At 73.1% G+C, this 26,365-nt stretch carries 25 protein-coding genes; 6 read left to right on the top strand and 19 right to left on the bottom strand.

All coding sequences use genetic code 11. The features are described 5' to 3' along the window. Positions 1-17 precede the first annotated feature (17 nt). Both E4622_RS14100 and E4622_RS14105 read left to right on the top strand, forming a co-directional pair. Positions 18-1,139 (top strand): sensor histidine kinase, encoded by a 1,122-nt coding sequence (locus E4622_RS14100; protein WP_209021949.1) that lies wholly within the window; start codon positions 18-20, stop codon positions 1,137-1,139. Further along, on the top strand, positions 1,136-1,750 hold the full coding sequence (locus E4622_RS14105) for a response regulator transcription factor (protein ID WP_134740883.1): 615 nt from the start codon (positions 1,136-1,138) through the stop codon (positions 1,748-1,750). The genes E4622_RS14100 and E4622_RS14105 overlap by 4 nt, the downstream gene beginning before the upstream one ends. Positions 1,751-1,754: 4 nt before the next feature. On the opposite strand, the gene E4622_RS14110 is transcribed toward E4622_RS14105, so the two are convergent. From E4622_RS14110 to E4622_RS14145, 8 genes are all read right to left on the bottom strand, one after another. After that, positions 1,755-2,690: a hydroxymethylglutaryl-CoA lyase gene (locus E4622_RS14110; RefSeq protein ID WP_245156033.1), complete on the bottom strand. Its 936-nt coding sequence runs from the start codon at positions 2,688-2,690 to the stop codon at positions 1,755-1,757. Continuing rightward, a complete protein-coding gene (locus E4622_RS14115; protein WP_209021950.1) occupies positions 2,687-4,186 on the bottom strand; it encodes an aldehyde dehydrogenase family protein in 1,500 nt (499 codons plus the stop codon). The genes E4622_RS14110 and E4622_RS14115 overlap by 4 nt, the downstream gene beginning before the upstream one ends. Continuing rightward, positions 4,183-5,313 (bottom strand): zinc-binding dehydrogenase, encoded by a 1,131-nt coding sequence (locus tag E4622_RS14120; RefSeq protein ID WP_134740884.1) that lies wholly within the window; start codon positions 5,311-5,313, stop codon positions 4,183-4,185. The genes E4622_RS14115 and E4622_RS14120 overlap by 4 nt, the downstream gene beginning before the upstream one ends. Further along, the gene (locus E4622_RS14125; protein WP_134740885.1) at positions 5,310-5,852 is read right to left on the bottom strand and encodes a cupin domain-containing protein; all 543 of its coding nucleotides are present in this window, start codon (positions 5,850-5,852) and stop codon (positions 5,310-5,312) included. Before E4622_RS14125 ends, E4622_RS14120 begins: the two co-directional genes overlap by 4 nt. 64 nt (positions 5,853-5,916) lie before the next feature. Next, a complete protein-coding gene (locus E4622_RS14130) occupies positions 5,917-6,996 on the bottom strand; it encodes a sugar ABC transporter substrate-binding protein (RefSeq protein ID WP_134740886.1) in 1,080 nt (359 codons plus the stop codon). A 40-nt stretch (positions 6,997-7,036) separates the two neighbouring features. After that, positions 7,037-8,572: a sugar ABC transporter ATP-binding protein gene (locus E4622_RS14135; protein WP_134740887.1), complete on the bottom strand. Its 1,536-nt coding sequence runs from the start codon at positions 8,570-8,572 to the stop codon at positions 7,037-7,039. Continuing rightward, positions 8,569-9,585: an ABC transporter permease gene (locus E4622_RS14140; RefSeq protein ID WP_134740888.1), complete on the bottom strand. Its 1,017-nt coding sequence runs from the start codon at positions 9,583-9,585 to the stop codon at positions 8,569-8,571. Before E4622_RS14140 ends, E4622_RS14135 begins: the two co-directional genes overlap by 4 nt. Beyond that, positions 9,575-10,798 carry a CoA transferase gene (locus E4622_RS14145; RefSeq protein WP_134740889.1) on the bottom strand — a complete coding sequence of 408 codons (1,224 nt, stop codon included), beginning with the start codon at positions 10,796-10,798 and terminating at the stop codon, positions 9,575-9,577. Before E4622_RS14145 ends, E4622_RS14140 begins: the two co-directional genes overlap by 11 nt. A gap of 136 nt (positions 10,799-10,934) precedes the next feature. On the opposite strand from E4622_RS14145, the gene E4622_RS14150 reads away from it, so the two are divergent. Continuing rightward, on the top strand, positions 10,935-11,849 hold the full coding sequence (locus E4622_RS14150; RefSeq protein WP_167736092.1) for a LysR family transcriptional regulator: 915 nt from the start codon (positions 10,935-10,937) through the stop codon (positions 11,847-11,849). A 13-nt stretch (positions 11,850-11,862) separates the two neighbouring features. Here the strand turns inward: E4622_RS14150 and E4622_RS14155 are convergent, their stop codons facing one another. Next, on the bottom strand, positions 11,863-12,447 hold the full coding sequence (locus tag E4622_RS14155; protein WP_134740891.1) for a QsdR family transcriptional regulator: 585 nt from the start codon (positions 12,445-12,447) through the stop codon (positions 11,863-11,865). Between the two features lie 145 nt (positions 12,448-12,592). Here E4622_RS14155 and E4622_RS14160 point away from each other — a divergent pair, with 145 nt between their 5' ends. Beyond that, the gene (locus E4622_RS14160; RefSeq protein WP_134740892.1) at positions 12,593-13,390 is read left to right on the top strand and encodes an SGNH/GDSL hydrolase family protein; all 798 of its coding nucleotides are present in this window, start codon (positions 12,593-12,595) and stop codon (positions 13,388-13,390) included. Here E4622_RS14160 and E4622_RS14165 read toward each other — a convergent pair. Genes E4622_RS14165 through E4622_RS14195 form a run of 7 tightly spaced genes read right to left on the bottom strand, consistent with a single transcriptional unit; the run spans position 13,367 to position 17,908 of the window. After that, on the bottom strand, positions 13,367-13,810 hold the full coding sequence (locus E4622_RS14165) for a Tad domain-containing protein (RefSeq protein WP_245156034.1): 444 nt from the start codon (positions 13,808-13,810) through the stop codon (positions 13,367-13,369). The two genes, E4622_RS14160 and E4622_RS14165, sit on opposite strands and share 24 nt — an antisense overlap. Further along, positions 13,807-14,253, bottom strand: a complete 447-nt coding sequence (locus tag E4622_RS14170) for a hypothetical protein (protein WP_134740893.1) — start codon at positions 14,251-14,253, stop codon at positions 13,807-13,809. The genes E4622_RS14165 and E4622_RS14170 overlap by 4 nt, the downstream gene beginning before the upstream one ends. Then, positions 14,250-14,654, bottom strand: a complete 405-nt coding sequence (locus E4622_RS14175) for a TadE/TadG family type IV pilus assembly protein (RefSeq protein WP_245156035.1) — start codon at positions 14,652-14,654, stop codon at positions 14,250-14,252. Before E4622_RS14175 ends, E4622_RS14170 begins: the two co-directional genes overlap by 4 nt. Further along, on the bottom strand, positions 14,654-14,848 hold the full coding sequence (locus E4622_RS14180) for a hypothetical protein (protein WP_134740894.1): 195 nt from the start codon (positions 14,846-14,848) through the stop codon (positions 14,654-14,656). Before E4622_RS14180 ends, E4622_RS14175 begins: the two co-directional genes overlap by 1 nt. 20 nt (positions 14,849-14,868) lie before the next feature. Continuing rightward, positions 14,869-15,810: a type II secretion system F family protein gene (locus E4622_RS14185; protein WP_134740895.1), complete on the bottom strand. Its 942-nt coding sequence runs from the start codon at positions 15,808-15,810 to the stop codon at positions 14,869-14,871. Beyond that, positions 15,807-16,661 carry a type II secretion system F family protein gene (locus E4622_RS14190; protein ID WP_134740896.1) on the bottom strand — a complete coding sequence of 285 codons (855 nt, stop codon included), beginning with the start codon at positions 16,659-16,661 and terminating at the stop codon, positions 15,807-15,809. The genes E4622_RS14185 and E4622_RS14190 overlap by 4 nt, the downstream gene beginning before the upstream one ends. Then, positions 16,661-17,908 (bottom strand): ATPase, T2SS/T4P/T4SS family, encoded by a 1,248-nt coding sequence (locus tag E4622_RS14195; RefSeq protein WP_134740897.1) that lies wholly within the window; start codon positions 17,906-17,908, stop codon positions 16,661-16,663. Before E4622_RS14195 ends, E4622_RS14190 begins: the two co-directional genes overlap by 1 nt. Before the next feature lie 323 nt (positions 17,909-18,231). Between E4622_RS14195 and E4622_RS14200 the strand changes: the two genes are divergently transcribed. Next, complete coding sequence (locus E4622_RS14200; RefSeq protein ID WP_134740898.1) at positions 18,232-18,711, top strand: hypothetical protein; 480 nt, start codon at positions 18,232-18,234, stop codon at positions 18,709-18,711. Here the strand turns inward: E4622_RS14200 and E4622_RS14205 are convergent. Together E4622_RS14205 and E4622_RS14210 are read right to left on the bottom strand one after the other, a co-directional pair. Beyond that, entirely contained in the window at positions 18,704-22,924 is a 4,221-nt protein-coding gene (locus E4622_RS14205; protein WP_167736093.1) for an RCC1 domain-containing protein, read from the bottom strand. The genes E4622_RS14200 and E4622_RS14205 overlap by 8 nt on opposite strands. A gap of 256 nt (positions 22,925-23,180) precedes the next feature. Then, positions 23,181-24,692: a LuxR C-terminal-related transcriptional regulator gene (locus tag E4622_RS14210; RefSeq protein ID WP_134740900.1), complete on the bottom strand. Its 1,512-nt coding sequence runs from the start codon at positions 24,690-24,692 to the stop codon at positions 23,181-23,183. Positions 24,693-24,850: 158 nt separating this feature from the next. Between E4622_RS14210 and E4622_RS14215 the strand changes: the two genes are divergently transcribed. Then, positions 24,851-25,783, top strand: a complete 933-nt coding sequence (locus tag E4622_RS14215) for an endonuclease/exonuclease/phosphatase family protein (protein ID WP_134740901.1) — start codon at positions 24,851-24,853, stop codon at positions 25,781-25,783. A gap of 34 nt (positions 25,784-25,817) precedes the next feature. On the opposite strand, the gene E4622_RS14220 is transcribed toward E4622_RS14215, so the two are convergent. Further along, positions 25,818-26,324 carry a MarR family transcriptional regulator gene (locus tag E4622_RS14220; RefSeq protein WP_134740902.1) on the bottom strand — a complete coding sequence of 169 codons (507 nt, stop codon included), beginning with the start codon at positions 26,322-26,324 and terminating at the stop codon, positions 25,818-25,820. Between the last annotated feature and the right edge of the window lie 41 nt (positions 26,325-26,365).

A 26,365-nucleotide genomic window follows, 5' to 3' on the forward strand; every position in this document is an offset into this window, starting at 1 on the left:
GCACTACGGTGACGAGCGTGAGCAGCACGACCGAGCCGGCGCCCCCGGGCTCCCACATCGGGCGGGCGGCTCCGTTCTTCGCCGGCATCTGGCTCTTCTTCCTGCTCGAGCCGCTGACCGAGGCCTGGGACCACCGCGACGAGCTGCGGGGCATGCTGGGCATCCTCACCACCCTGGTCTTCGCCTTGGTCTACCTCGCCCTGTGGCTGGGCGCCCGTGACGGCCGCGAGATGCGCGGGCGTCCGGGGCTGTCGCGGGCGCTGGTCTACCTCGGGGCGCTGATGATCCTGGGGGTGGCGATGGTCGCCCTCATCGGGCCGATTGGCGCCGCCTGCTCACCGTTCATCGCGGTCGGCGCGATCATGGTCCTGCCCCTGCGCCAGGCGGCGCCGGTCGTGGGCGCCCTCGTCGTGGCCGACCTCGTGCTCTTCCACGTCACCGACGCCGGCAGCCCGGCCGGGCTGCTGTTCGGCCTGCTCGCCGCGTCGGTGGCCGTGCTCGGCGTGCGCACCGTCGTCTCGCGCAACTACGAGCTCCTGCGCGCCCAGGAGGAGAACGCCCGCCTCGCCGTCGACCACGAGCGCAGCCGCTTCGCCCGCGACCTCCACGACATCCTGGGCCACTCGCTGACCGTGATCACCGTCAAGGCCGAGCTCGCCGGCCGCCTGCTCCAGGACGACTCGCCCGCCGCCACCGACCGGGCCCGCGCGGAGGTCGCCGACCTCGAGCGCCTCAGCCGCGACGCGCTCGCCGACGTACGGCGTGCGGTGACGGGCTACCGCGACGTCACCCTCCCCGGCGAGCTCAGCCGCGCGCGCATGGTGCTCGAGGCGGCCGGCATCGACGCGGTGCTCCCCGGCTCCGTCGACGACGTGCCGACCGACGCCCGCGAGCTCTTCGCGTGGACCGTGCGCGAGGGCGTCACCAACGTCGTGCGCCACTCCGGCGCCCGCACCTGCGAGGTCCGGCTCTCCGCCACCGGCGCCGAGGTGCGCGACGACGGCGCGGGCGACGGCCCGGCCGCCGACGGCCCGGGCTCGGGACTGCTCGGCCTGCGCGAGCGCGCCGCCGCGATCGGCGCGACCGTCGAGACCCGCCGCCTCTCCCCCGGCTTCTCGCTCCAGGTGGTGCTGGCATGAGCGCGACGATCCGGCTCCTCCTCGCCGACGACCAGGCCCTCGTGCGCGGCGCGCTGTCCGCCCTGCTCGGGCTCGAGCCCGACCTCGAGGTCGTCGCCGAGGTCGGCGCCGGCGACGAGGTCGTCCCGGCCGCCCTCGAGCACCGCCCCGACGTCGCCGTGCTCGACGTCGAGATGCCGCGCATGGACGGCATCGCCGCCACCGCCGCCCTGCGCATCGCGCTGCCCAGCACCCGGGTGCTCGTGGTGACGACGTTCGGCCGACCGGGCTACCTGCGCCGCGCGATGCAGGCCGGCGCGTCCGGGTTCGTCGTCAAGGACACCCCCGCGGCACAGCTCGCCGACGCCGTACGCCGGGTGCACGCCGGCCTCCGCGTCGTCGACCCCACCCTCGCCGCCGACAGCCTCGCTGCCGGCGAGTCACCGCTCAGCCGCCGCGAGGCCGAGGTGCTCCGCGCCTCCCGCGGCGGCGCACCCGTCGCGGCCGTCGCCCGCCAGCTCCACCTCTCCGAGGGCACCGTCCGCAACCACCTGTCCGGAGCGATCGGCAAGACGCTGGCCGCCAACCGCACCGAGGCCGTCCGCATCGCCGACGACAACGGCTGGCTCTGAGCGGTCAGGTCAGCGCGGCGGCCACCCGCGAGAGCGGCCGACCGAGCAGGTCGCACATGCGGCGACCGGCGGCCACGACCGCGGGCAGGTCGACGCCGGTCTCGATGCCGAGTCCGGCGAGCATCCACAGCAGGTCCTCGGTGGCGAGGTTGCCGGTGGCGGAGCCGGCGAACGGGCAGCCGCCGAGGCCGCCCGCCGAGGAGTCGAAGCAGGTGACGCCGGCCAGCAGCCCGGCGTGCACGTTGGCGAGCGCCTGGCCGTAGGTGTCGTGGAAGTGCAGGGCCAGCAGGTCGGCGCCCACGCCCGCCGAGGCATGCGCGTCGACGAGCCGCCCGACCTGGCCGGCGGTGCCCACGCCGATGGTGTCGCCGAGCGACACCTGAGCGCAGCCGGCCTGCACGAGCCGGGCCGACACCTCGGCGACAGTCTCGGCCGCCACCGGACCCTCCCACGGGTCCCCGAAGCACATCGAGACGTAGCCCCGCACGCGCAGTCCCAGCGCCCGAGCCGCGACGACGACCTCGTCGGCCGTCCGCAGCGCCTGGTCGCGGTCCATGCCGAGGTTGCGCCGGGCGAAGGTGTCGGTGGCGCTGACGAAGACCGCCACTGACCTCGCGCCGGCCTCGACGGCGCGGTCGAGGCCCTTCAGGTTCGGGACCAGGACGGGGTGCCGCTCGAGGTCGTCCCCCAACCCGGACATCACCTCGGCGGCGTCGGCCAGCTGGGGCACCCACCGGGGAGAGACGAAGCTCGTCGCCTCGACGGTCCCCAGCCCGGCGGCGACCAGCTCCCGCACGAAGCGCACCTTGTCGGCGGCCGGCACCACGCGCGACTCGGCCTGGAGCCCGTCGCGCGGCCCCACCTCGTAGACGTCGACCCGTCCCGGCATCCCGGGCTCGCCGGTGACGCTGGGGAGCCCGAGAGCCAGGACGTCGCTCACGGCGCGGCGACGTCCACGAACAGCGTGCGGGTCCGGGTGAACTCGCGCAGCGACTCCACGCCCTTCTCCCGGCCGTAGCCGCTGTCGCGCGACCCGCCGAACGGCAGCTCGACGCCGCCGCCGGGCGCGTAGCCGTTGATGTAGGCCTGGCCGACGTCGAGCGAGCGCGCCGTCCGGATCGCCCGGTCGATGTCGCGGCACCAGACCGCGCCCGACAGGCCGTAGCGGCTGTGGTGCGCGGCGGTGACGGCGTCGACGTCGGAGCCGACGGTGGTCACCGCGAGCACCGGCCCGAAGACCTCCTCGGAGAACAGCTCGGTGGCCTGGGCGACCTCGTCGAACAGCGTCGGCGCCACGAAGTAGCCTCGCAGCCCGTCGACCATCGGGGACTGCGCGATGATCCGGGCGCCGGCGCCGGTGGCGCGCTCGACGAAGCCGCCGATGCGCTCGGCCTGCGGGCCCGACACGACCGGGCCCACGGTGGGGTCGCCGAGGCCGGGACCCATCGTGGCGTCCGTGAAGTACGGCGTGAGCGCGCGCACGAGCTCGCCGTGCAGCGACTCGTGCACGATCACGCGGGTGCCCGCCGTGCAGGTCTGCCCGGCGTGCAGGAGCAGCGCGCGAGCGATGACCGGCGCGGCCCGCTCGACGTCGGCACCCTCGAGCACCAGGTGGGCGGACTTGCCGCCCAGCTCCAGCAGGGACGGGCGACCGCGGTCGGCGCACGCGCGGGCCACGGCGCGCCCGGTCGCGACCGAGCCGGTGAAGGACACGTGGTCGACGTCCGGGTGGGCGGTGAGGGCGGAGCCGGCCTCGGCGCCGCCGGGCACGACGTTCAGCACGCCGGCCGGGATGCCGGCCTCGCGCGCCAGCCGGGCGTAGGCGAGCGCCACCAGGGGTGCCTCGTCGGCCGGCTTGACGACGGTCGCGTTGCCGGCCGCGAGGGCCGCGCCGACGGAGCGGGCGGTGATCTGGGCCGGGTAGTTCCACGGCACGATGTGGGCCGTGACGCCGTGGGGCTCACGCTCCACGACGGCCAGCGAGCGCGGCCCGAGCGGGATGGAGTCGCCCAGGAAGCCCTCGATCACGGAGCCGTAGAACTCGAAGTAGCGCGCGGCCGCGGTGATGTCAGCGCGGCCCTGGGCGAGCGGCTTGCCGGTGTCACGGGTCTCGAGGCGCGACAGCACCTCGGCGTCGCGGCGCACGAGCGCGCCCAGCTGACGGAGCCGGGCACCGCGCTCGGACGGCGCCAGCGCGGCCCACGCGGGTGCGGCGGCGCGGGCAGCGGCGACGGCCCGGTCGACCTCGGCGGGCGACGCCGTGCCCACGCTGGCCAGGACGTCGGTGGTGGCCGGGTCCAGGTCGTCGTTCCAGCGCTCGGGGTCCTGGAGCTCGCCGCCGATGTCGAGCGGGAAGCGCTCGGGCAGCGCGGCGTCGTGGTCCTGCAGCGCGTCGTGGAGAGAGCCGAGGCCCGCCTCCGTGGTGTGCGTGCTCACTTCTCGTCCTCTCGCGTGGGGTGCAGCCTGGGGTCGATCACCGGCTTGATCTCCTCCATGCGCCGCATGGCGGCCATGGCGTCGGCCAGCTCGTGGAGGCCGTAGGTCTTGCCGAGCATCCGGCTCCAGTCGAAACGGTCGCGGTAGCGCTCGAGGAGCTGCATGGCGACGTGGTAGTCGCCGATCTCGCCGCTCATCGAGCCGACCATCGTGATGCCGCGGGTGACCAGGGTGGCGACGTTGATGGGCTGCGGGTCGCCGCCGAGGGTGCCCATGACGACGTAGCGGCCGTTGCGGGCCATCATCGCCACGCCCTCGGAGACGGCGCCGGGCGCGCCGGCGAGCTCGAAGGCCACCGAGGCGCCGCGGCCGGTCACGCGCAGCACCTCCTCGATGCGGTCGGCGGGGTCGCCGGCCGGGTCGACGAGCACCGTGTCGGTGGCGCCCCACTCCCGCGCCAGCTCGAGCCGGTCCTCGGGGCCGCCGACCACGACGAGCTTGCGCGGGTCGTGGAGGGAGGCCATCGCGGTGGCGAAGAGCCCGAGCGGGCCGGCCCCCTGCACGACGACGGTGTCGGTGGTGTCGATCGGGCCGGCCAGCGACATGGCGCGTACGACGGTCCGCAGCGCGCAGCTGCCCGCCGAGGCCCAGCCGGACTCGACCGCGTCCGGCACCCGCACCCGGCCGGCCTCCGCGCGCACCACGCCGTACTCGGCGAAGGTGCCGGTGAAGTGCGGCGGCACCGCGCAGCTGGTGAGGTAGGCGATGAAGCGCTTCGAGCAGAGCACCGGCTGGCGCTCGACGGTGCACTCGTGGCAGTGGCCGCACGGCACGTGCGCCCAGACGACGCGGTCGCCCAGCGCGAGCGGCTGGCCGACGCTGTCGACCTCGGCGCCGTCGCCGATCTCCACGATCCGGCCGGTCATCTCGTGGCCGAGGATCAGCGGCGGGTCGACGGGCAGGGCGAGGTGGCCCTGCCAGGCGTGGACGTCGGAGCCGCACACGGTCGCGGTCTCGATCTCCACGACCAGCTGACCGGCCGACGCCGTCGGGGTGGGGAACTCCCGCACCTCGAAGTCGGCGCCGTACTCGCTCATCACGGCCGCGCGGCCGGTCCCGGCGCTCATGCGTCGCCCTCCCGCCGCGCGCCCGAGAGCACGAACAGCATCTCCACCGGGACATCCGACTTGTTGGTCCAGCTGTGGGCCGTGCCGTTCTGCACGACCGTGTCGCCGGCGTGCAGCACCGTCTCGACGCCGTCGGTCGTGCCGAGCACGACCTCGCCCGACAGCACCATCGCGACGTCGGTCGTGTCGGAGGTGTGGATGCCGGGCTGGTCCTCGCGGTAGGTCTCGAGCAGCCCCGGGAAGGAGGCCCGGGCGTGCGCCTGGGCCTCGTCGGAGTCCTTGCCCTCCGGCGCCTCGAAGCCCGCGGGCGGCAGGGTGAAGGTGACGAACCGGAGCCCCCCGACCGGCGGGAAGTGCTGCGTCCAGCGCGGCTCCTCGCCGTCGTCGGGGTAGGTGCGGGGCTCGTCGGTGCCCCACAGGTACAGCATCTCGACGCCCGGCAGCCCGGGCGAGGTGAGCGGGTCGACCAGGCGGTCGCTCGCGACCCGGGACTCCCCCTCGGCCGTGTGGCCGGTGATGATGCGTCGTCGGCTCGTCATCTTCGTTCCTCCTAGTGCGGTGCTTGATGGTGGCGCGGTACGCCGCCCGGCTGGTCGCGGGGGGTCACTCGGCCGCGACGTCGTACTCGTCGGCCCACTTCTCGACGAACGGGGCCATCGCCTCGTCCTGGGAGACCGGGCCGTTCTGCTCGCCCGGGGGCAGGTTGTCCTGGGTCACCACGACGTACTCGTAGTCCTCGGCGCCCTCGTCGGTGATCTTCTCGCCGGAGTCGAAGTAGGCGAGCAGCTTGTCGATGGCGACCAACGGGCTGGAGATCATGTCGCCGTCGGCGAGGCCGAGCACCAGGTCGGGGTTCTTGCGCATCAGCGGGGTGCTGATGGCGTCGGAGTAGTACGAGTAGACCTTCACGTCCTCACGGTCGGCGGACTTGATCGCGCTCAGCGAGGCGGCGGTCCACAGGTCGAAGATCGGGACGATGGCGGCCAGGTCGGGGTTCTGGTTGAGCAGCGTGGCGGCGTTCTTCTGCCCGGCGCTGAAGTCGAAGCCGGTCTCGAGCGGCTCGACGACCTCGACGCCGGCGTCCTCGAGCGCGGCGGTCAGGGCCTCGGTGCGCTGCACGGCCGAGGCCAGCGCGGTGGTGGTCAGCATGCCGACCTGGTCGCCGGGCTTCAGCTGCTCGAGCATCAGCTCGGCGAGCGGACCGGTCAGGCCCTCCTCGTCCTCGCCGATGTAGGTGAGCCCGAGGTCCTCGTCGAGGCTGTCGTCGACGGCCGAGCCGACCATCAGCACCGGGATGCCCTTGGCCTTGGCCTGCAGGAGCCCGGCGCGGGCGGTCGAGGGCGTGACGGCGGACATGACGATCGCGTCGACGCCCGAGGTCACCAGGCTGGACACGCCGGAGGCGGCCTTGGCGGGGTCGCCCTGGGTGTCGACGGTCTTCATCTCCCAGCCGATGTGCTCGACCGCGGCCTCGCCGGCCTGGTAGAGCCGCTGCTGGTAGGAGCCCGCGAGGGTGCCGTCGACCCAGCCGATGGTCTTGCCCTCGATGCCGCCGCCTGCGGAGTCGCCGCCACCGCTGCCGCCGTCGTCGGACGAGCCGCAGCCGGCGAGCGCCGCCATGGCCGAGAGGGCGGTGAGTGCTGCGAGCGCGGTCCTGACCCGGCTCCTGGAAGTTCCCTGCATGTCGATCTCCTGTTTCAGATGGATAGGGCGTCTCGGTCGATCAGCCCGTGGTGGCAGGGGCACTCCCGGTCATCGCCCCGACAAGCTCGTACTCGGACAGGTCCTCGGCCCGGCTGGTCAGCTCGACCCGGCCGCGGCGCAGCACGACGACGCGGTCGCAGATCTCCAGCAGCTCCTCGGGCTCGCTGGAGCCGACGAGCAGCCCCAGCCCCTCCGCGGCCAGCGAGCGCAGGAGCGCGTGCAGCTCGGCGCGCGCCGCGATGTCGACGCCGACGGTGGGGTCCTCGAGGAGGAGGAAGCGGGGGCCGGCGAGCAGCTTGGCCGCGACCAGCACGCGCTGCTGGTTGCCGCCGGAGAGCTGGCCCATCCGGCGCTCGGCGACCGGGCGCAGGGAGAGGCGGTCGACGATGTCGGCCGAGCGCCGACGGATCGACGAGGTCGAGACCACGCCGCGGCGACCGCAGGCGGCCAGCGCCGGCAGGGCGACGTTCTCCAGCACGGGCTCGGTGGTCATCGCCGCGGAGCGCCGCGAGGCCGGCAGCAGGCCGATGCCGAGGCGGGACGCGGAGCGCTCGGAGGTGACGCTCCGGTCGCCGACGCGGATGCTGCCGGAGGAGGCGCGACGCCGGCCCGCGAGGTGCTCGAAGACCTCGGCGACGCCGGAACCGGGCAGGCCGGCGATGCCGACGACCTCGCCGGGCCGGACGTCGAGGTCGATGCCGTCGAGGCGCTCGCCCGTGAGCTCGCGGACCTGCAGGGCGACGGCGTGATCGGTGTCGAGGGTGACGACCGCCGAGGTGTCGGGCACCCGTGGGCGGAGCATCGCGCTCTCCGGGCCGGTGATGGCGGCGACCAGGCGGTCGTGGGTGACCTCAGCGCCGTCCATGACGTCGATGACCGCGCCGTCGGCCAGCGCCGTGACCCGGTCGCAGGCCTCCTGCACCTCGTCGAAGCGGTGGCTGATGAAGACGATGCCGAGGCCGCGGTCGCGCAGGCGGCGCACGACCGACAGCACGCGGGCGCTGTCGTCGGCGTTCATCGCGGCGGTCGGCTCGTCGAGGATCAGCACCCGTACCTCGCGGTGCAGCGCCTGGGCGAGCAGCACGACGCGCTGCCAGGAGACGGGAAGGTCGCGCACCCGAGTCCGGACGTCGATCGGCAGGCCGAGCGACTCCATGAGCTCGCGCACCCGCCGCTCCGCCGTACGCCGGGCGAGCACGCCGCCGCGTCCGGGCTCGGCGCCGAAGGTCACGACCTCGGTGACGGTCATGTCCATCGGCATGACGATCTCCTGGGGCACGGCGACGATGCCGTGGGAGAGCGCGTCGGCAGGGGTCCGCAGGTCCACGGCGCGGCCGTCGAGGAGCACGCGGCCGCCGTCGGCGTGGACGCGTCCGGCGAGGACGTTGACGAGCGTGCTCTTGCCGGCGCCGTTGCGGCCGATGAGGCCGTCGACCCGTCCGGCGACGACGTCGAGGGACGCGCCCCGCAGCACCGTGACGGGGCCGTAGCGCTTGACGATGTCCTCGGCGCGCAGCAGCTCCTGGCCGGCGCCCTCGGTGGCGGGGGCGCTCACTGCTTGCGCTCCTGGCGCGCGAGCACCACCGCGGCGAGCAGCACGGCGCCCTCGATGAGCTGGATGACCGCCGCCTTCTGGTCCATCATCGTCAGCCCGCGCTCCAGCAGCGCGATGAAGGCGACGCCGAAGAGCGTGGCGCCCGGGCCGAAGCGGCCGCGCCCGACGATGGCCGCGCCGAGGAACACCGCGGAGTAGGGCGGCAGCAGCAGGCCGGCGCCGCTGTTGGGGAAGTAGGAGCCGCCCTGCGAGGTCACGTAGACCCCCGCGAGGCCGGCGACCAGCCCGAGCGCGACGAACGCCGCCAGTCGGACCTGGCTGACCGAGATCCCGGCGAGCGAGACGGCGGTCGGGTTGAGGCCGGTGGCGCGCAGCTTGCGGCCGAAGGTCGTGTAGGACACCAGGAAGATGCTGAGCAGGACCAGCGCGAGCGCGATCCACGTGGAGAGCGGCAGGCCGAGGCGCTCGGTCAGCGTGAGGTCCAGGTAGCTGAGCGGGATGTTCTCCGCGATCGTCTCGTTGTCGGTCATCAGCTGCTCGAGGCCGGTCGCGGCGGAGCCGGCGGCGAGCGTGGCGATGAACGCCGGCGCCCGGCCCCAGGCCACGGCGATGCCGTTGACGACGCCGACCCCGGCGCCCACCAGGATCGCCGCACCGGCGGCCACCCACGGCGACTGCCCGTGGTCGGACATCAGCAGGATGCTCACCGCGCCGGCGAGCGCCAGCGTCGAGGCGAACGACAGGTCGAACTCCCCGATCACGAGCACGAACGTCACGCCGAGGGCGAGGACGAGCAGCACCGACTGCTGGACGAGGACCGACTTGAGGTTCTCGCTCGTCAGGTAGGTCTCGGGCAGGCGCAGGTGGAAGTAGCCCACGAGCAGCACCAGGAACAGCACCGCGATGGCGGGCCGGTTGGTCGCCGCACGGCGCCAGGCCGGCGTCCGCTCGGGCGCGGCCTCGGTCGCCGACGACGTCGGCGCCGGGGTCTTCGACAGGCTCTCAGTCGACATCGGCGGTGTCCTTCCCCTGGTGGGCGGTGGTGGCGTCGAGCTCGGCGAGGATCTCCGCGGTGTGCTCCCCCAGCGCGGGGGCCCGGCCCAGCCGGCGGGTGCCGTTGGTGCTCAGCGGTGACCTGGTGATCAGGACGCCGTCGTCGTCGTCGACGAGGTCGAGGGCGGTCGCCTGCGCGCTGCGGGCGGCGTCGTGCGGCATCAGCACCGGCGCGACCAGCACGCGGTGGCGGCGCAGCCGCTCCAGGACCTCGGCGAGGCTCAGCCCCGCCACCCGCTCCTGCACGGCGGCCTCGAGCTCGTCGCGCTCGGAGACCCGCCCGGCGTTGCCCTGCCAGGCCTCGCGGCCCAGCACCTCGTCGAGGTCGAGCGCAGTCTGAAGCCGCTGGAACATCGCGTCGTTGGTGGCGCCGAGGACGACGTGGCCGTCGGCCGCGGCGAAGGCGCGGTAGGGGACGATCGACGGGTGGGCGCTGCCCCAGGCGCGGGGCGTCCCGCCGCCGGCCGACGTACTCGCGATGACGGTGCCGAGCGCGCTGACCGCGGTGGCGTAGAGCGAGACGTCGACGCGGCGACCGCGACCGGTGGAGGTGCGCTCGAGCAGCGCGGCGAGGATCCCGTTGATCATGGCCAGGCCGGTGGCGATGTCGACCATCGCGACGCCGAAGCGGACCGGCTCCCCGCCGTCGATCCCGGTGACGCCCATCAGGCCCGACTCGGCCTCGATGATCACCTCGGTGCCGGGGTGGTCGGCCATGGGGCCGTCGGTGCCGAAGCCGGTGATCGAGGCGTAAACCAGGTGCGGGAAGCGGGCCGTGACCAGCTCGGGGTCGATGCCGAGGCGGTGGGTGACGCCGGGGCGGAAGTTCTCCACCACGATGTCGGCGGTCGCCATCAGCCCGTAGGCGTGCTCGCGGCCCTCCTCGGTCGTGAGGTCGAGGACGACGCTGCGCTTGCCGCGGTTGATGGCGTGGAAGTAGGCGCTGGAGTCGTCGACGAACGGCGGGCCCCAGGCGCGGGTCTCGTCCCCGACGCCCGGCATCTCGATCTTGACGACGTCGGCGCCCAGCTCGGCGAGGGTCATCGTGGCGTAGGGGCCGGCCAGGACCCGGGTGAAGTCCAGGACCCGCAGTCCCTCCAGCGGACGGAACTCCGCGCTCGGCCGCTCCGTGGTGGGAGTGGCCGGAGCCGTCGCGGGGCTCTGCTGCGCCATGGGGATCCTCTCGGGTCTTCAAGCAGGTCGGAGCCGAGACGACTCCGTGACGGGCATCACGCTAGGTCGGCGACTCATGTGTCCGCACTGGCCGTTTTGCACCAACCCATGCGCTTGGCGCATTAATGTGAGCGAGGTGACCGACGGACCGGACCTGAGCCTGCGCGAGCTGCACCTGGTGCTCGCCGTGGCCGAGGCGCGCAGCTTCACCGACGCTGCCGAGGCCTCCCACCTGTCCCAGAGCGCTCTCAGCCGCGCGGTCAACAACGCCGAGCGACGCATCGGCGCCCGCCTCTTCGAGCGCACCACCCGCTCGGTCGTGCTGACCCCGGTCGGCGAGGAGCTCGTCCGCATCGCGCGACGGCTTCTCGACGGCCACGCGCGGGGCATGCAGGAGTTCGCACTCTTCCGCGACGGGCTCGGCGGCGTCGTCCGCGTGGCCGCGCTGCCCTCGGTCGCGGCCACGGCCCTCCCACCGCTGGTGGCCGCGCTGCGTCAGGACAACCCGGGCGTCGTCGTCGACATCACCGACACCCTCGCCCACCTCGCCGTCGACCTCCTGGTCTCGGGACGCGTCGACTTCGCGATCACGGTCCCCGACGACCTGCCCGAGGGCGTCGCCTTCCGACCCCTCCTCCAGGACCGCTTCCACGTCGCCTTCCGCTCCGACCACGCCTTCCGTGGCCGCACGTCGGTGACCTGGCGCGAGCTCGCCGACGAGCAGGTCGTCACCTTCGGCAGCGCCAGCAGCCTGCGCGCACTGACCGACGAGGCCTTCGCCCGCGTCGGGGTCGCCCCCGCCACGACCGTCGAGGCGCAGAACATCGCGGTCATCGCCGGCCTCATCGCCGCCGGCCTCGGCGTCGCCGCCGCCCCCGCCCAGGTCCTGCCGCTGATGGCCTTCGCGAACCTCGAGTCCGCCGAGCTCGTCGACCCCACGGTCGACCGCACCCTCGGCCTCGCCTACGTCCCTGGCCGCTCCCGCTCCCCCGCCGCCGACTACGTCGAGCGCGCGCTCATCGCCTCAGGCCTCGAGGGCTCGGTCGACTGACACCTGCGCGAGGTCAGCGGGTCTGCCGCAGGAGCCGGTCGATGATGGCGAGCGGGGTAGCGAGGTCCGCGGAGGCCCCCGTGAGCAGCTGGGCCCAGACGTACGTCATCGCGACCTGAGTCATGATCTCGGCGACCGCACGGACCTCGTCCACGGGCAGGTGGCTGTGGTCGTGCAGGAGCTGCTCGGTCCTGGCGACGGCACGGCGCTGGACGAAGCCGGTGGGCGACATGATGGAGACCACCGCGAGCCGGGGCTCGCCGACCATCAGGGAGCTCGCCGGTGGTGAGTCACGGACACTCGTCAGGAACGTCGCCACGACCTGCCGGACGTGGAGCGGGCCGGTGCCGGGGCTGGTGCGTCGCGCATGCGACCACGCCCCGTCCACCAACGTCCAGAGCGCCTCGCCCAGGAGGCCGCTGCGGCTCCCGAACCACCGGTAGACCGTGGTGCGCCCGACGCCGCACTCCTCGGCCAGCCTGCGGACGTCGATCGTCTCCCCCGCGAGGAGCATCTCGCCCGCCCGCGCCACGACGGTCGCCCGGTCGGCCCCCGCGGAGAACCCGCGACGTGCCTGCTGACCGGCCCCCTCGCTCACCGGTCCAGTCAACTACAGCCCGGGCGGGAGTGCCCGACCGTGTTCCACTTGATTCGCCGCCTCCGGCACGTCGTGACGGCGCCGCCGCCCTGCCCCCAGTGGGTCACGGTTGCCGAGCGGTTGACGTCGGTGGCTCACTGCTCCCATGACGACCAGCACGGCGGTGACCTATGTGGCGATCGGCGACAGCCTGTCGGAGGGCGTGGGTGACGTCCCGTGGCCGGACGGCACCGCCCGAGGATGGACCGACCGGCTGGCCGGCCTGCTGGCCGACCACCACGCCACCTGCGACTACGCCAACCTCGCGGTCCGCGGCTACCAGGCGGGCCAGGTCCGCGACCGCCAGCTGGCGGCGGCCGTGGCCCTCGCGCCGGACGTGGTGACGATCACCGCCGGGATGAACGACATCCTGCGTCCTCGCGTGGACTTCGACGCGCTCGAGACGACGCTCACCGATCTCGTGCTCCCCTTCCAGGCCATGGGGGCACAGGTGCTGTTCGTCCCGATCCCCGACATCACGAAGATCTCACCGGCCGGGCGGCTGACGCTTCCGCGCCGCCAGCGCCTCAACGCGATCTTCCAGCGGCTGTGCGACGAGTCAGGGGTGGTGCCGCTCATCTCGACGACGGACACCGTCTTCGAGGACCCGCGCGCCTGGGACGAGGACCGGCTGCACCTCTCGCCGCTCGGGCACGAGCGGCTGGCGACCGGCGCCGCCGAGGCTCTCGGCGTCGAGGTCGAGTCTGGGTGGCAGTCCCCGCCGCCCGGACCCCCGCCGCAGCGGACGCTCAGGACCGAGGCCGCGTGGTGGTCGCGCCACGCCACGCCCTGGATCGGTCGGCGCCTGCGCGGCCGGTCGTCGGGTGACGGCCGCAGTGCCAAGCGCCCGGTGCCGACCCGTGTCGCACCCGAGGCCGAGTCACTCGGGTTCGATGACCGCTGACCCACTGGCACCGACGAGCGGCCGGTCGGGTGAACCTGGCACGCTGAGCGGAAGGTCGACGGGGGCGCGCAGTCGGACGGTGATCCGGGTGTCGTCGACGTCGACGTCGTAGGTGAGACCGGGGTAGGTGCGGTAGGCGCCGACGTCGCGGAGGTAGGCGCGCACCGCGTCGCGCGCCTGGGCCTGGGTGAGCTCGAGGCGCTCGTCGGGGACGCCACCCTCGTAGACGTCGCGACCGGTGGCCCCCTGGTCGGCGCCGTGCAAGGCGGCGCCGTCAGCGAGGGTGTCGAGGCCCTGGCGCTGGAGGTACGCCGCCGAGGCGTCGACGACGACTCCGATGCCCAGCGCCAGGACGGCCGCGAAGCCGATGATCAGCACCATCGACGAGCCGCGCTCGTCGCGCGTGCGGCGGCTGCTCACTGCACCTCCTGGTACTGCCCGATCGGCACCGTGTGCGTCGCGTCCAGCGCGAAGCTCGGCCGGTCGCCACCGAGCACCTCGGGCATCAACGGCAGGTCCACGCGCGAGGAGACGTGGACCGTGATCACCGCTCCCCCGCTGTGGCAGCTCGTGCCCGCCGACTCACACGTGACGGTCACCGTCAGCGGCGCGTCGTCCAGGCCTTGGTCGGCGAGCGCCTGCCGTGCGGCGGCCTCGGCGCGGCGCCTGCCCTCGGCATCGTCGGGCGCGAGGGCATAGGCGCGGCCGGCCGCGCGGGCCGCAGCGCTCGTGCCGAACGCACCCTTCTGCACCTCGAAGACCGACAGCACGATCCACAGCATCGGCACGAGCAGCAGGATTCCGAGCCACGCCAGCTCGACGGCGGCGCTCCCCTCTTCCTCCCGCGTACGGCGCACGCTCACGGCGCCTCCTCGACCGCATGCCCCCGCACGTCCAGCTCGACCGCGGGCCCGCCGATCCCCAGAGCGGGCACCCGTGCGTGGATCGTCACCTCGACGACCGGCGCGCCGTCGACGACCACGCGACGGACTGTCACGTCCTCGGCGTACCGGCCCGCGATCGCCGCCTCCACCTGCTCGCGGGTCAGCGCGGCACCGTCCGCCGGATCCCGGTCGGCGGTGGCCGCCAGCCGCGCACCCTCGGACGCGGCCGCCGACAGCGAGTTGCGCACGAGCAGGACCAGCGACACCTGGAGGATGCCGAGGAAGAGGGGCACCAGCACGAGCAGCACCAGCACGAAGTCGACGACGGCCGCGCCGCGCTCCGAGCGCGACGCCAGCCGACGACGCCTGTGGGCACGCACTACTTCACCGAGTTGAGCGCGTCCCTCAGCATCTGGGAGAGCGCGCCCTCGGCGACTCCCCAGATCACCATGACGATGCCCGCGGACATCACCGTGACCAGCACCCACCCGGGCACGTCGCCGCGCTCGTCGCGCCGCCGTGGCGCCGAGAGCGCGGCGTGCAGCCGGGCCATCCACACTGCGAGGTTCTCCATGATGAGTCCTTCCCGAGAGATCAAGGAGTGGTGAGGTCGAGGCCCACGACGCCGGGCCAGAAGGCGAAGAGGATGGTCACCGGGAGCACCACGAAGACGACCGGCACCATCATGAAGATCTCGCGCCGCGCGGCGACCTCGATCAGCTCACGACGGCCCGCTTCGCGGACATCGGCGGCCTGCGCGTGGAGCACCTCCGCCAGCGGCGTGCCGCGCTCCACGGCCACGGCGATGCCCTGCGCGAAGCGCGACACCAGCGACAGCCCGCTGGCAGCGGCCATGGCGTCGAAGGCGGTCGAGACCGGCTCGCCGGTGCGCACGGCCGCGAGCACCTTGGCGAGGTCTCCCGACAGCTCACCACCGCTGCGGTGCACCACGCGGTCGAGCGCCGCGACCGGGCTCTCGCCCGCGGCGACCGCGAGCGCGAGCAGCTCCGCGACCGTCGGGAACTCCGCCAGGATGCGGCGCTCGCGGCTCGTCGCCTGCCCGCTGAGGCGGTTGTCGCGCGCGATCACGCCGAGTGCGAAGCCAACGCCGCACAGGACCGCGAGGCCGATGGCGCCGCCTGGGTCGGTCAGGGTCTTGAGCAGCCCGTAGGCGGCGACCACTGCCAGGCCGGCCAGGCCCCACAGCACCTGCTCGATGCGGAACTCGTGCACCGTCTTGTCGATGGCCGCCCGCTCCAGCCGGCGGCGTACGGAGGCCGAGCCGCCCAGGACCCTCTCGACGGTGTCGGCCATGGAGCGCAGCACCGGCCCGAACACACCGGCCGCCGCCGACGTCGGCGAGCTGGACGCGACCCGCAGCGCCGGCGTACGACCGACGTGAGGCAGGTCGCGCACGTAGGGCAGGACCCGGGTCGCGAGCTGCGGTCGGCCGATCACGCGCACCCGCGAGCCGATCAGCACCAGACCGGCACCGGCCAGTGCGCCGAGGACCGCGCCCCACAGCAACAGCGTCACGACAGGATCCGCCTCTCCGTGGGGAGGCGGCCGATGCGCATCATGAGCCGGTAGGCGGCCAGGCACAGGACCGCACCGACGCCCAGCACGAACGCGCCCTCCGGGGAGGAGTAGCGCCGGATCACCTCGGACTGGAACGACATGAACAGCAGCACCAGCCACGGCGCGGCCACCGCGAGTCGGGCGCCGTTGACGGTCCACGCCTGCCGCGACTCCAGCTCCGAGCGGGTGCGCGCGTCGTCGCGGAGGTAGCCCGACAGGTTGCGCAGCAACCGTCCCAGCTCGCCACCACCCACCTCGCGCGCGATGCGCAGCCCCTCCACGACCCGGTCGCCGACGGGATCGGCCAGGCGCACCTTGAGCCGGTCCAGGCTCTCGCCGAAGCGCCCCGTCACCTGGTAGTCCAGGGCGAACGCATCGAAGGCGTCGCGCAACGGCTCCGGCCCGCGGATCGCCAGCCCCGACAGGGCATCGGGCAGCGACATCCCCGCACGTACGGCGGACGCGAGGTTGTCCACCGCCTCGGGCCACACCTCCGCGAACTCGCGCTGCCGGCGTCGCGCCCGACCCGACACCACCGCGATCGGCAGGTAGGCGCCCATCGCCCCGAACGCCACGGCGACCGGCGCCGTACGCGACACGACCTGGATCACCAACGCGACCACCACGCCACACACCAGGCAGAGCAGGGCGAACGCCGCCGGCGACACCTCGCCGAGACCGGCGCGCGCGAGCAGCTGAGCGCCCCGCCCGTCGACCCGCGCCGCACGCCGCGGCTGGCGGGGGACGAAGAAAGCCGACCAGATGAGCATCAGCCCGATGCCGACGCCCAACCCCACCAGCGCGCCCATCAGCGGTCCTGGCTCAGGATCCGGTGGACGTCGATGCCGGCGCGCTCGTAGAGCTCGATGCGCGGCGGCATCCCGTTGGCGCGCTGCAGATCGCCGCCACGGCGCTCGAAGATCGACTCGGTCTCGATGATGTCGTTCTCCACCCGGCCGGGCACGCCGACCACCTCGTTGACCCGGCGTACGCCCTGGTGGTCGATGCCGAGGTGGACCACCAGGTCGACCGACGCTGCCACGGTAGGCACGACGAAGCGTGCCGAGATGTTCTCGCCGGCCAGCAGTGGCAGCGTGCACATCTTCACCAATGCCTCACGAGCACTGTTGGCGTGCAGCGTGCACATCCCCGGAAGCCCGGCGTTGAGCGCGAGCAACAGGTCCAGGCACTCCTCGGACCTGACCTCCCCGACGATGATCCGGCTGGGCCGCATGCGCAGGCTCTCCTTGACCAGGTCGCGCAGCTTGATCTCGCCGGTCCCCTCGAGGCCGGACTGGCGCGTCTGCATCGGGACCCAGTCGGGGTGCGGGAAGCGCAGCTCGAAGACCTCCTCGGCCGACACCACCCGGTCGCCACCGGGGATCGCCGCGGCCAGGCAGTTGAGCATCGTGGTCTTGCCCGCCTGAGTGCCGCCGGCGACCAGCACGTTGAGGCCGGCGCGCACCGACGCCTCGAGGAACGCCGCCGCCCGCGGCGTGAGGCTGCCGAGCTCGACGAGGTCGGAGAGCCGCGCCGCGCGCAGCACGAACTTGCGGATGTTGACCGCCGAGAAGCCCCGGCTGATGCCCTCCAGCACCACGTGGAGCCGGTGACCCTCCGGCAGCATCGCGTCCACGAACGGCTGGCTGATGTCGATGCGCCGCCCGCTGGACTTGAGCATCCGCTCGACCAGCTCGCTCACCTGGCTCTGGCTGAGCATCAGGTTGGTGAGCTCGTGCCGGCCGTGCCGCGCGATGAACACCCGCGAGGGGTCGTTGATCCAGATCTCCTCCACCGCGGGGTCGTCGAGGAACGGCTGCAACGGCCCGAACCCCGACACCCGCGCGACCAGCTCACCGACCACCGCGCCCGCGTCGGCGACGGGCGCCACCTGACCGGTCAGGCTCCGCTCGTCGTGCTCACGCACCACGCCCTCGGCGATGCGCCGTACGACGACGGCGTCGCGCTGCGGGTCCACGCCCTCGCGGCGGACGAGCGCGCGCACGTGCTCGTCCAGCTCATCGACCAAAGCACCCTGCGCATCAGCCTGCGTCATCGCCACGACGGTCCCCGTTCCCGAGTCAGGTTCCTGCGCCGAAGGTAAGCCCGGCCACGTCGCTTCCGCTACGGCCCGACACCAATCTGTGGATGAACCACACTCCTGGGGAGGATGTGACGACGTCAGGGCTACCTGGACGGTCGAGCCATGTCCCTCGAGGGCCGATGACCCGGCGCGGCTGGGTACCTGCTCGGCGCGCCAGCCCGCCTCTGACGGAGCAGACCACCCAGGCGATCGGGAGATTCGGCCCCATCCGGCCGCCACGTGGGCGAGAGTGCACCGTGGCCGGACCCTCTCGGCACCTCGCCCCCGGAGCCCTCATGGCACGCGTCCGCCGAACCCGTACGAGCACGCGCCTGCGACGTGCAGCCGCCCTGCTGCTCGCCGCGACCTCGATCGGTGTCACCCAGGTCGTGGCGACGCCGGAGGCTGGCGCCGCGGCCACGGTCACCGCCGGCAGCACGACCGTCACCCGCTCGATCGCCGCAGCCGCCGGCGGATCGGGATCGGCGACGGTCGTCGTGAGGCTCGACCGCACGGCCTCGAAGGTGACCGTGAAGGGGATCAGGAAGGGCCGCACCTACCGGAAGGTGCCGAAGGTCACCCGCACGGCCGCAGACGCCCACTCCGGCGTCGCCTCGTGCGGGACCATCGTCAAAGCGCGGGGCACGAACCGCCACGGGCCTCGACAGGGCCGGCAACCGCACCGCCGCCAAGGGCACCGCCATCCTCAAGAAGAAGAGGACGTAGCCAGGGCGTCGAGTGCGGCCTCTCCTGGCGACGCCCAGGTCGTCACCTGACGCGCACGGTGGCGGCTCCGGTGCGCTGGGTGGAGCGTCCGGTGACCCTGATCCTGGCCGGGCCCGGGCGGGTCGTGGCCGGGATGACGATGCGGCGGATGAAGCCGCCCGCCCGGTTGGCCTGGCCCAGGCGGACCCGGTCACCGTCGACGGTGACGTAGAACCGCTCCAGGAACCCCAGTCCGGTGACGCGGATCCGGACCGCTCTGCCTGCGCGAGCCCGCGTGGGGGCCTCGACGTGGAGCCGGGTGGGTCGCCGCACGGCGACGATGCCTGCGGTCGCCGTCGTGGTCCCGGCCTCGTTGGTGGCCTGCAACCCGTAGCGGTGCCAGCCGACCCGCTCCAGAAGGACCGAGACCCGGCCGGACGCGGGGATCGCGCGCCCGGCGTACTTCGCCGCGATGGCCTCGGTCAACGAGGCGTTCGCCCGCAACGCCTGCGCACGGTCACTCGTCCAGGCGATCGTGATCCGGGCTCCTCGCCGCGCGGTGGGGTCGCCGTCGGGGGTGACGCCGGTACCGCCGTACTGCCCTGTTGTCGGGACCGAGATGACCAGGCTCAGGCCCGGCGCGCTGTCGGTGACCACCGGGACGGTGGGCGCCGACCGGCTGCTGGCGTCCTCGTAGCCTGCTCGAGACGCGGTGACCTGCACGCTGATCCGGCGCCCACGGTACGCCGGCGTGAGCACCAGCTCTGGCGCCTCGGCACCGGGGACCCTGGTGTCGTCGGCGTACCAGGCGAACGTGTAGGCATCGGGGTCGGGCACCGGCGCCCCGGTGCCTGCGGTGAGCGTCTGCCCCACCTGGGCGGTGCCGTTGACCGACGCCGACGGTCCGGTGGTGAACCCCCCGCTCACCACCGGAGCCGTCGGGTCGGAGTCATCGGCGGAGTCGACGTAGCCGGCGCGCAATGCCGTGACGCGGACGGTGATGACCGCCCCCAGCTGCGCGGCCGAGAGCACGAACGTGGCTCCTTCCGCACCGAAGACCGGGACTCCGTCGGCAGACCAGGCGTAGCGGAAGGACTCCGCCGCCGGCTCGGGGGTGCCGGTGGTCGCGGTCAGCGTCCTCCCCACCTGCGCGGTGCCGGTGATGCCCGCCGTCGGACCGGTCGCGAACTGCGCTCGGCCGATCACGGCGACCGTGGCGGAGAGATCGACGGCATCGACGTAGCCGGTCCGGATCGCCCTCACCTCCACCCTGATGATCTTTCCCACCATCGCCGCGGTCACCTCGAGCTCGGCACCGGTCTCACCCGGCACCGGGTCACCGTCAGCCAGCCACCGGTAGGAGAACGAGTCCGCGGCGGGCGAGGTGGTGCCGGTGACGGCGGTCAAGGTCCCTCCGACCACTGCGGATCCCGTGATGTCCGCCGTCGGACCGGTCGTGAACTCTCCGGCGGTCACCGGGCCGACCGCCTCCGAGGTGTCCGACGCGTCCGCGTAGCCGACGCGCGTCGCGGTCACCTCCACGGTGACCGAGGTCCCGGCCAGCGCCGGCGTGAGCTCGAGGCTGTCGCCGGTGGCGCCGTCGATGGGCCGGCCGTCCGCGAACCACTGATAGGAGAAGGAGCCTGCGGCCGGGACGGTGGTGCCAGTCGTCGCGGTCAGCGTCCGCCCGACCTGCGCGGTGCCGGTGACGCCCGCCGTCGGACCCGTCGTGAACGCGCCGGCGGCCACTGGGCCGACCGCCTCCGAAGGGTCGGACGCATCGGCGTAGCCGGTCCGCGTCGCGGTCACCTCCACCGTGACGGAGGTCCCGACCAGCGAGGGGGTGAGCTCGAGGCTGTCGCCGGTGGCACCGTCGATCGGCTCACCGTCCGCGAGCCACTGGTAGGTGAAGGAGTCCGCGTCCGGGACGGGGGTGCCCGTCGTCGCGGTCAGCGTCTGCCCCACCTGCGCGGTGCCGCTGATCCCGGCCTCGGGCCCGGTGGTGAACGAGCCGACGGCGACGGGCTCCGTGGGCTTCGAGGTCGTCGACGTCGAGGTGTAGCCGTCCTTGGTGGCGGCCACCGTCACGGTGACGTGCGTGCCGAGTTGTGCGGCGCCCAGCGCGAGCGTGTCCGAGGTCGCGTCGCTGATCGCGGTGCCGTCGGCGTACCACTGGAAGGTGACGGCATCCGGGTCCGCGTTGTAGCCGGGCACCGTGACGCTCAGCTCCTGGCCGACCCGCGCGTCCCCAGCGATCGTGGGGACGCCGTCGGCGTTCAGCGCGGCGCTCAGCGCCATCGAGTGGTAGGTGCCGGCGGCGATCGCGGTCACGCTCTTCCCGGCCAGGCCTGCCGGGACGTTGTTCTGGCCGGAGGAGTTCACGCCCCAGGCGGTGACATGGCCGTCCGCGGTCAACGCGAGCGAGTGGTAGGCGCCGGCGGCGATCGCGGTCACGTCCTTCCCGGCCAGGCCGGGAGGGACCGTGGCCTGACCGAACTGGTCGAAACCCCAGGCGATGACCTCGCCGTCCGCGGTCAGCGCCATCGAGTGCCGCTCGCCCGTGGCGATCGCGGTCACGATCTTCCCCGCCAGAGCAGGTGGGACCGTGGCCTCGCCGAACAGGTTCCAACCCCAGGCCGTGACCTTGCCGTCTGCGGTCAGCGCCAACGAGTGGTAGGCGCCGGCTGCGATCGCGACCACCGACTTCCCGGTCAGACCCGGCGGGACCGCGGTCTGACCGAAGTTGTTGGCACCCCAGACGGTGACCTGCCCGTCAGCGGTCAACGCCAAGGAGTGCCGGGCGCCGGCTGCGATCGCAACCACGGTCTTCGCGGCCAGGCCGGGTGGGACCGTCGCCTGCCCCCCACCGTCATCACCCCAGCCGGTGACCTGCCCGTCAGCGGTCAACGCCAACGAGTGGTCCGTTCCGGCGGCCACCGCGACCGCGGTCCGCCCGGCCAGGCCGGGTGGGACCGTCGTCAGACCCCCACCGTCCTCACCCCAGGCGGTGACCTGCCCGTCAGCGGTCAGTGCCAGCGAGTGGCTCTCACCGGCGGCCACCGTCGTCACCGTCCTGCCCGTGAGGCTGTCCGGGACCGTGGTCTGACCGAAGAAGTCGCTACCCCACGCCGTGACCTGGCCGCCCCCGCTGACGGGCCCGGTGGGGGCGGAGGTGGTCACCACGTCGGGGTAACCGTCCCGGTGCGCGGTCACCGTGACCGTGATCGTCTTGTCGACGTCCGAGCGCGTGGGGCGGTACGTCGCGGTGTCGGTCCCGACCGGGGTGCCGTCGACCTTCCAGGCGAAGTCGAAGCCGTCGGGCTCGATGCTGTGGGTGCCCGGGACGGCGGTCAGCGCACCACCGACCTGCGGCACGCCCCCGATGGCCGGTGCGGCGTCGGCGGCGAACACCGAGCTGACGGCCAGGGACTGGAAGATGGCCGCCGCGATCGCGGTGACCCTCCTGCCGGCGAGCGAGCCCGGCACGTCGGTCTCGCCGTAGAATTCGGTCCCCCAGCCTGTGACCTGACCTTCACTCGTGAGGGCCAACGAGTGGTACCACCCCGCGGCGATCGCGGTGACCGTCTTCCCCCTCAGCGACGCCGGTGGTTGGATCGCTCCGAAACCCTCGTCCCCCCAGGCGGTGACGACCCCGTCGCTCGTGAGCGCCAGCGAGTGGTGGAGCCCGGCGGCGAGCGCCGTCACGGTCTTCCCACTGAGTGAGTCCGGCGCGTCCGCCTGGCCGTCACCGATGTTCCCCCAGCCGATGATCTCTCCCTCGCTGGTCAGGGCCAGCGAGTGGTAGGGCCCGGCCGCGATGAGGGTGACGACCTTCCCGTCCAGGGAGTCCGGTACGTCGGGCTGCCCGGGGTAGTGGTACCCCCAAGCGGTCACCTTCCCGTCGCTTGTCAGCGCCACGGAGTGGTAGGCGCCGGCAGTGATGGCGGTGACCGTCTTGCCGGTCAGCGAGTCCGGCACGTCGCTCTGCCCGTAGGTGCTGTTGCCCCAGGCCGTCACCGTCCCTTCGCTCGTCAGCGCCAGAGAATGGCGGCCCCCGGCGACCACCGCCGTCACGGTCGAGCCGGTGAGCGAGTCCGGGACCGTGGCCTGTCCGTCGTCGTCCATGCCCCACGCCGTGACCTTGCCGTCACTGGTCAGGGCCAGGGAGTGGTAGCTGCCACTGACGGCGGTGACGGTCTTGCCGGCCAGGGAGGCCGGCACGTCGTTCTGGCCGTAGGCGTTGGTGCCCCACGCGGTGACCTGATCGCCCTGCTCGAGAGCCACCGAGACTCCCGCGGTTTGCGCCTGGGCCGCTGGTGACGACCCGACCACTGCGCCCAGCATCAGGGCGGCCGTCAGGATGAGCACACCTACCCTCGAGACCCAGCGGGAAGCCACCCCGAGAACCGTCGTCATCCCTGCTCCGCCTCATCGCTCAGCCCTGCGCCCACACGCAGTGACCAGCCAGGCTAGGTCCGTGCCGGACACGTGAGGAATGGGAGGCGGACGGCCCTGGTACTTCGTCCCAGTGCGCCCGAGGTCAGGCGAGCAGACGCCGGATCTCCCGGCGACCGGACAGCCTCAGCCGCGAGAGGATGTTGGCCACGTGGAAGTCGACGGTCTTCTTCGAGAGCCCCAGGACGGTCGCCATCTCGGCGCTGGTGTAGCCCTCGGCGACCAGCCGAGCGACCTCCCGTTGCTTCGCGGTGAGCGCAGCCAGCGGGTCGGTGGACTGGCTGGCGAGGTGCTCCGCCGTCGCCAGCAGGATCTCGTTGCAGCGCTTGACGAACCCGTCCGCCCCGAGCCCGCGGAACTCCTCCCTCGCGGCTTCGTAGTACTCCATCCCGACGGTGGGGTCCCCGTGGAACGAGGTGAGCGTCCCGATGACGATGCGGGTCCACCCTCGTCCGAGCGCGTCCTGCTCGTCGTTGACGAGCGTGCCGGCCCGCGCCGCCGCGGACAACGCGTCCGCGCCGCGCCCGGCGTCGTGGGCGGCCAGACCCCGGTGCGCCCAGTAGTACGCCGCGTTCGTGCCCGGCGAGGTGCCCTCCCACCGCCGGAGGAGCTCACGGTGCTCGTCGGTCGATCCGGCGTTACGCAGCGCGATGGCCTTGAGCGCGAACCACTCGTCCTGGTCGTAGATGCGGCGGTAGCCGGAGTCGTCGAACTCGGCGAGGCACCGGACCATCTCCTTCCAGTCACCGGCGTTCATGGCGAGGGCGATGCGCGCATGGAGGATGACGATGTCCGCGGCCACGCTCGGTCGTTCGGTCACGGCTCTCCGGGCCCGGTCGACGAGGTCGCGCGCCGTGCCCACGTCACCGGAGAGCGCGGGCCAGATGGCGTCGGCCGCCATCCCCGCGCTGGCGCCCGCGACGTAGGGGGTCGAGCCCGCCTGCGTCGCGGCGAGGGAGGAGTCCTGTCGGGCGCCTCGCCAGTCGCCGTGCCGGAACCGCGCGAGCGCCAGCTCGGCCACGACGTTCGCCCGGTCGAGCGTGCCCTCGAAGGAGAGACGCAGCGCCCGTGAGAACGAGACCACGGCGCTCCCGGACTCCTGCCGTCCCAGGTGCACGCGTCCCAGTGCGACCAGTGCCCGAGCGTGGACGGAGGTCATCCTGTTGGCAGCCCGGGGCCCCGCGAGCTCGCGGGAGAGCCGGTCGAAGGCGCGCGTGGTGCCGAGCGTGTGCCACTCGACCAGCGTGGACGTCGCCATGGTGTCGAACCAGGCGCTGGAGCGCGGACTCCCCTTCTCGGCGCGCACGCCGTCGAACGCCTGCGCCGCGACCAGGACGAACTCGTGCGCCTCCGCCCATCGACCCTGCTCCGCCAGGCCCCATCCGACGGCCGACGCCAGGTCAGCAGCGTCGGCCGGCTCCTCGGCAAGTCGCGTGGCCAGCAGCCGGCGTACGCCGTCGAGCGGATCGGCCCAGGGGCGCTCAGACCCCGGTGGCGGCGGGACCATCGCCGCCAGGCGCTCCCAGCTCCCCTGGGCAGCGGCTTCGCTCAGCAGGGTCAGCGTGCCGCCTGCTTCGTGCTGAGCCTCGTCGACCATGGGTGAAACATACGTCGGCCGCAGGCCGGGGGCAGGGCTGCGGCCCGGCGCTCAGGGGAGGTCGGGTGGCCCCGCGCGGACACGGGGTTCAGGCGCGGGCAGGTGGGTAGAAGGTTCACACACCCCGCACATCACGCATCCGACTCGGAGGAGTGCTCGTGAAGAACCGCCCGTTGCGCGTCGCCCTGACCGCCCTCGCTCTCGCACTCCCGGCCCTGGCCCTCGGCGCCGTGCCCACTCCCACCAGCGCAGCGGCGCCCGCACCTGCGGCCGCGGCGAGCGCGACAACCGTCCGGGTGATGACCTTCAACATCCAGTACGGCGGCAAGAAGGAGGAGGGCGAGAACCTGGGCAGGATCGCGGGGGTGATCAACCACTACAAGCCCTCCGTCGTGCTCCTCAACGAGGTCGACCGGAGCCTGCCCGGCTGCAAGGGCGGGGAGTGCAACCAGGCCACCTACCTCGCCAAGCTGGTCGGCATGAAGGCCAGCTACTTCCCCATCGAGCACAAGGAGGGGAAGCACTGGAGGGGCAACGCCATCCTGATCAAGAAGAACTACGACTTCGTCGGCAAGGTGGGCAAGACACGTCTCCAGCCGAGGGCGGGAGTGAGCTGCTACGAGCGGGGAGTGATCGGGGCCAAGATCGGCATCGGCAGCAAGCGGATCGTCGTCGGCTCCACGCACCTGGACATCCGGACACCGGGCCAGAAGTGCCCCTACGACGGAGCAGCCCCCACGACCCTGGACGTCGCCTACGAGCAGGCGCGGTTCCTGCGTAAGAACGTCATCCGGCGGCCGTCCTGCGCGACGTTCCTGGCCGGCGACATGAACCGGGAGCCCGGCAGCAAGACCTACAACGTCCTGACCAGCCGCATGAACGACGTCTGGAAGACCAAGGCCGCCCAGGGCAACGGCTACACCAACGGCTTCGAGACCGGCGGCCACAAGAAGCGGATCGACTACATCTTCTTCACCCACGCCCGCGCTGTCTACGCCGACGTACCCGGCAAGGACAAGCAGGACGACTTTCCCTCCGACCACAAGCCGGTGATGGCGACGTTCAAGGTCTCGGCCGGGCAGTCCTGCTGAGACCGAGCGCCCGCGACGGGCTCGTCTGCCCGGTCTACCTCCGGGCCGACGGCTCCGTGGGCGGCGTCCAGCCCTCGTCGGAGCGGATCGCCTGAGTGATGCGCCGGCTGATCTCACGCAGCTGGCGTCGCTGGGGCTGGGTGAGGACGTCGAGCACGAGCCGGTGGACGGTCTCGACGTGGCCGGGGGTCGCCTGCCGGGCCCGGCGACGGCCGGAGGCGGTGAGGGTGGCGATCGTGTAGCGGCCGTCCGTGGGGTCGGGGCTGCGCCTGACCCAGCCTCGGGTCTCGAGCCGGGCGGCGGCGCGGGACAGGCGCGACAGCGAGCTGTTGGCGTAGCCCGCCAGCACGCTCATCCGCAGCGCCCGGTCGGGGGCGGAGTCGAGCGCGTAGAGGATGCCGTACTCGAAGTGGGTGAGGTCGGAGTCGCGCTGCAGCTGGGCATCCAGCGCGGAGGGCAGCCACTCCAGCACCGTCGCCACGGCGGACCACGTCTCCAGGTCCTCGGGAGTGAAGCCGGAGTCGCTGGGGGTCGTCGCCATGGCTCCACAGTAGGGCCTCCCGTCACTCCTAAGGACCGCCT

This window comes from Nocardioides sp. 503 (assembly GCF_004522095.1).
Lineage (GTDB): Bacteria > Actinomycetota > Actinomycetes > Propionibacteriales > Nocardioidaceae > Nocardioides.

Coding starts and splice junctions, on each gene's coding strand:
- E4622_RS14105 (WP_134740883.1), top strand. CDS start 1,136: ATGAGCGCGACGATCCGGCTCCTCCTCGCCGACGACCAGGCCCTCGTG.
- E4622_RS14120 (WP_134740884.1), bottom strand. CDS start 5,313: ATGAGCGCCGGGACCGGCCGCGCGGCCGTGATGAGCGAGTACGGCGCC.
- E4622_RS14125 (WP_134740885.1), bottom strand. CDS start 5,852: ATGACGAGCCGACGACGCATCATCACCGGCCACACGGCCGAGGGGGAG.
- E4622_RS14130 (WP_134740886.1), bottom strand. CDS start 6,996: ATGCAGGGAACTTCCAGGAGCCGGGTCAGGACCGCGCTCGCAGCACTC.
- E4622_RS14140 (WP_134740888.1), bottom strand. CDS start 9,585: ATGTCGACTGAGAGCCTGTCGAAGACCCCGGCGCCGACGTCGTCGGCG.
- E4622_RS14145 (WP_134740889.1), bottom strand. CDS start 10,798: ATGGCGCAGCAGAGCCCCGCGACGGCTCCGGCCACTCCCACCACGGAG.
- E4622_RS14160 (WP_134740892.1), top strand. CDS start 12,593: ATGACGACCAGCACGGCGGTGACCTATGTGGCGATCGGCGACAGCCTG.
- E4622_RS14180 (WP_134740894.1), bottom strand. CDS start 14,848: ATGGAGAACCTCGCAGTGTGGATGGCCCGGCTGCACGCCGCGCTCTCG.
- E4622_RS14190 (WP_134740896.1), bottom strand. CDS start 16,661: ATGGGCGCGCTGGTGGGGTTGGGCGTCGGCATCGGGCTGATGCTCATC.
- E4622_RS14195 (WP_134740897.1), bottom strand. CDS start 17,908: ATGACGCAGGCTGATGCGCAGGGTGCTTTGGTCGATGAGCTGGACGAG.
- E4622_RS14200 (WP_134740898.1), top strand. CDS start 18,232: ATGGCACGCGTCCGCCGAACCCGTACGAGCACGCGCCTGCGACGTGCA.
- E4622_RS14210 (WP_134740900.1), bottom strand. CDS start 24,692: ATGGTCGACGAGGCTCAGCACGAAGCAGGCGGCACGCTGACCCTGCTG.
- E4622_RS14220 (WP_134740902.1), bottom strand. CDS start 26,324: ATGGCGACGACCCCCAGCGACTCCGGCTTCACTCCCGAGGACCTGGAG.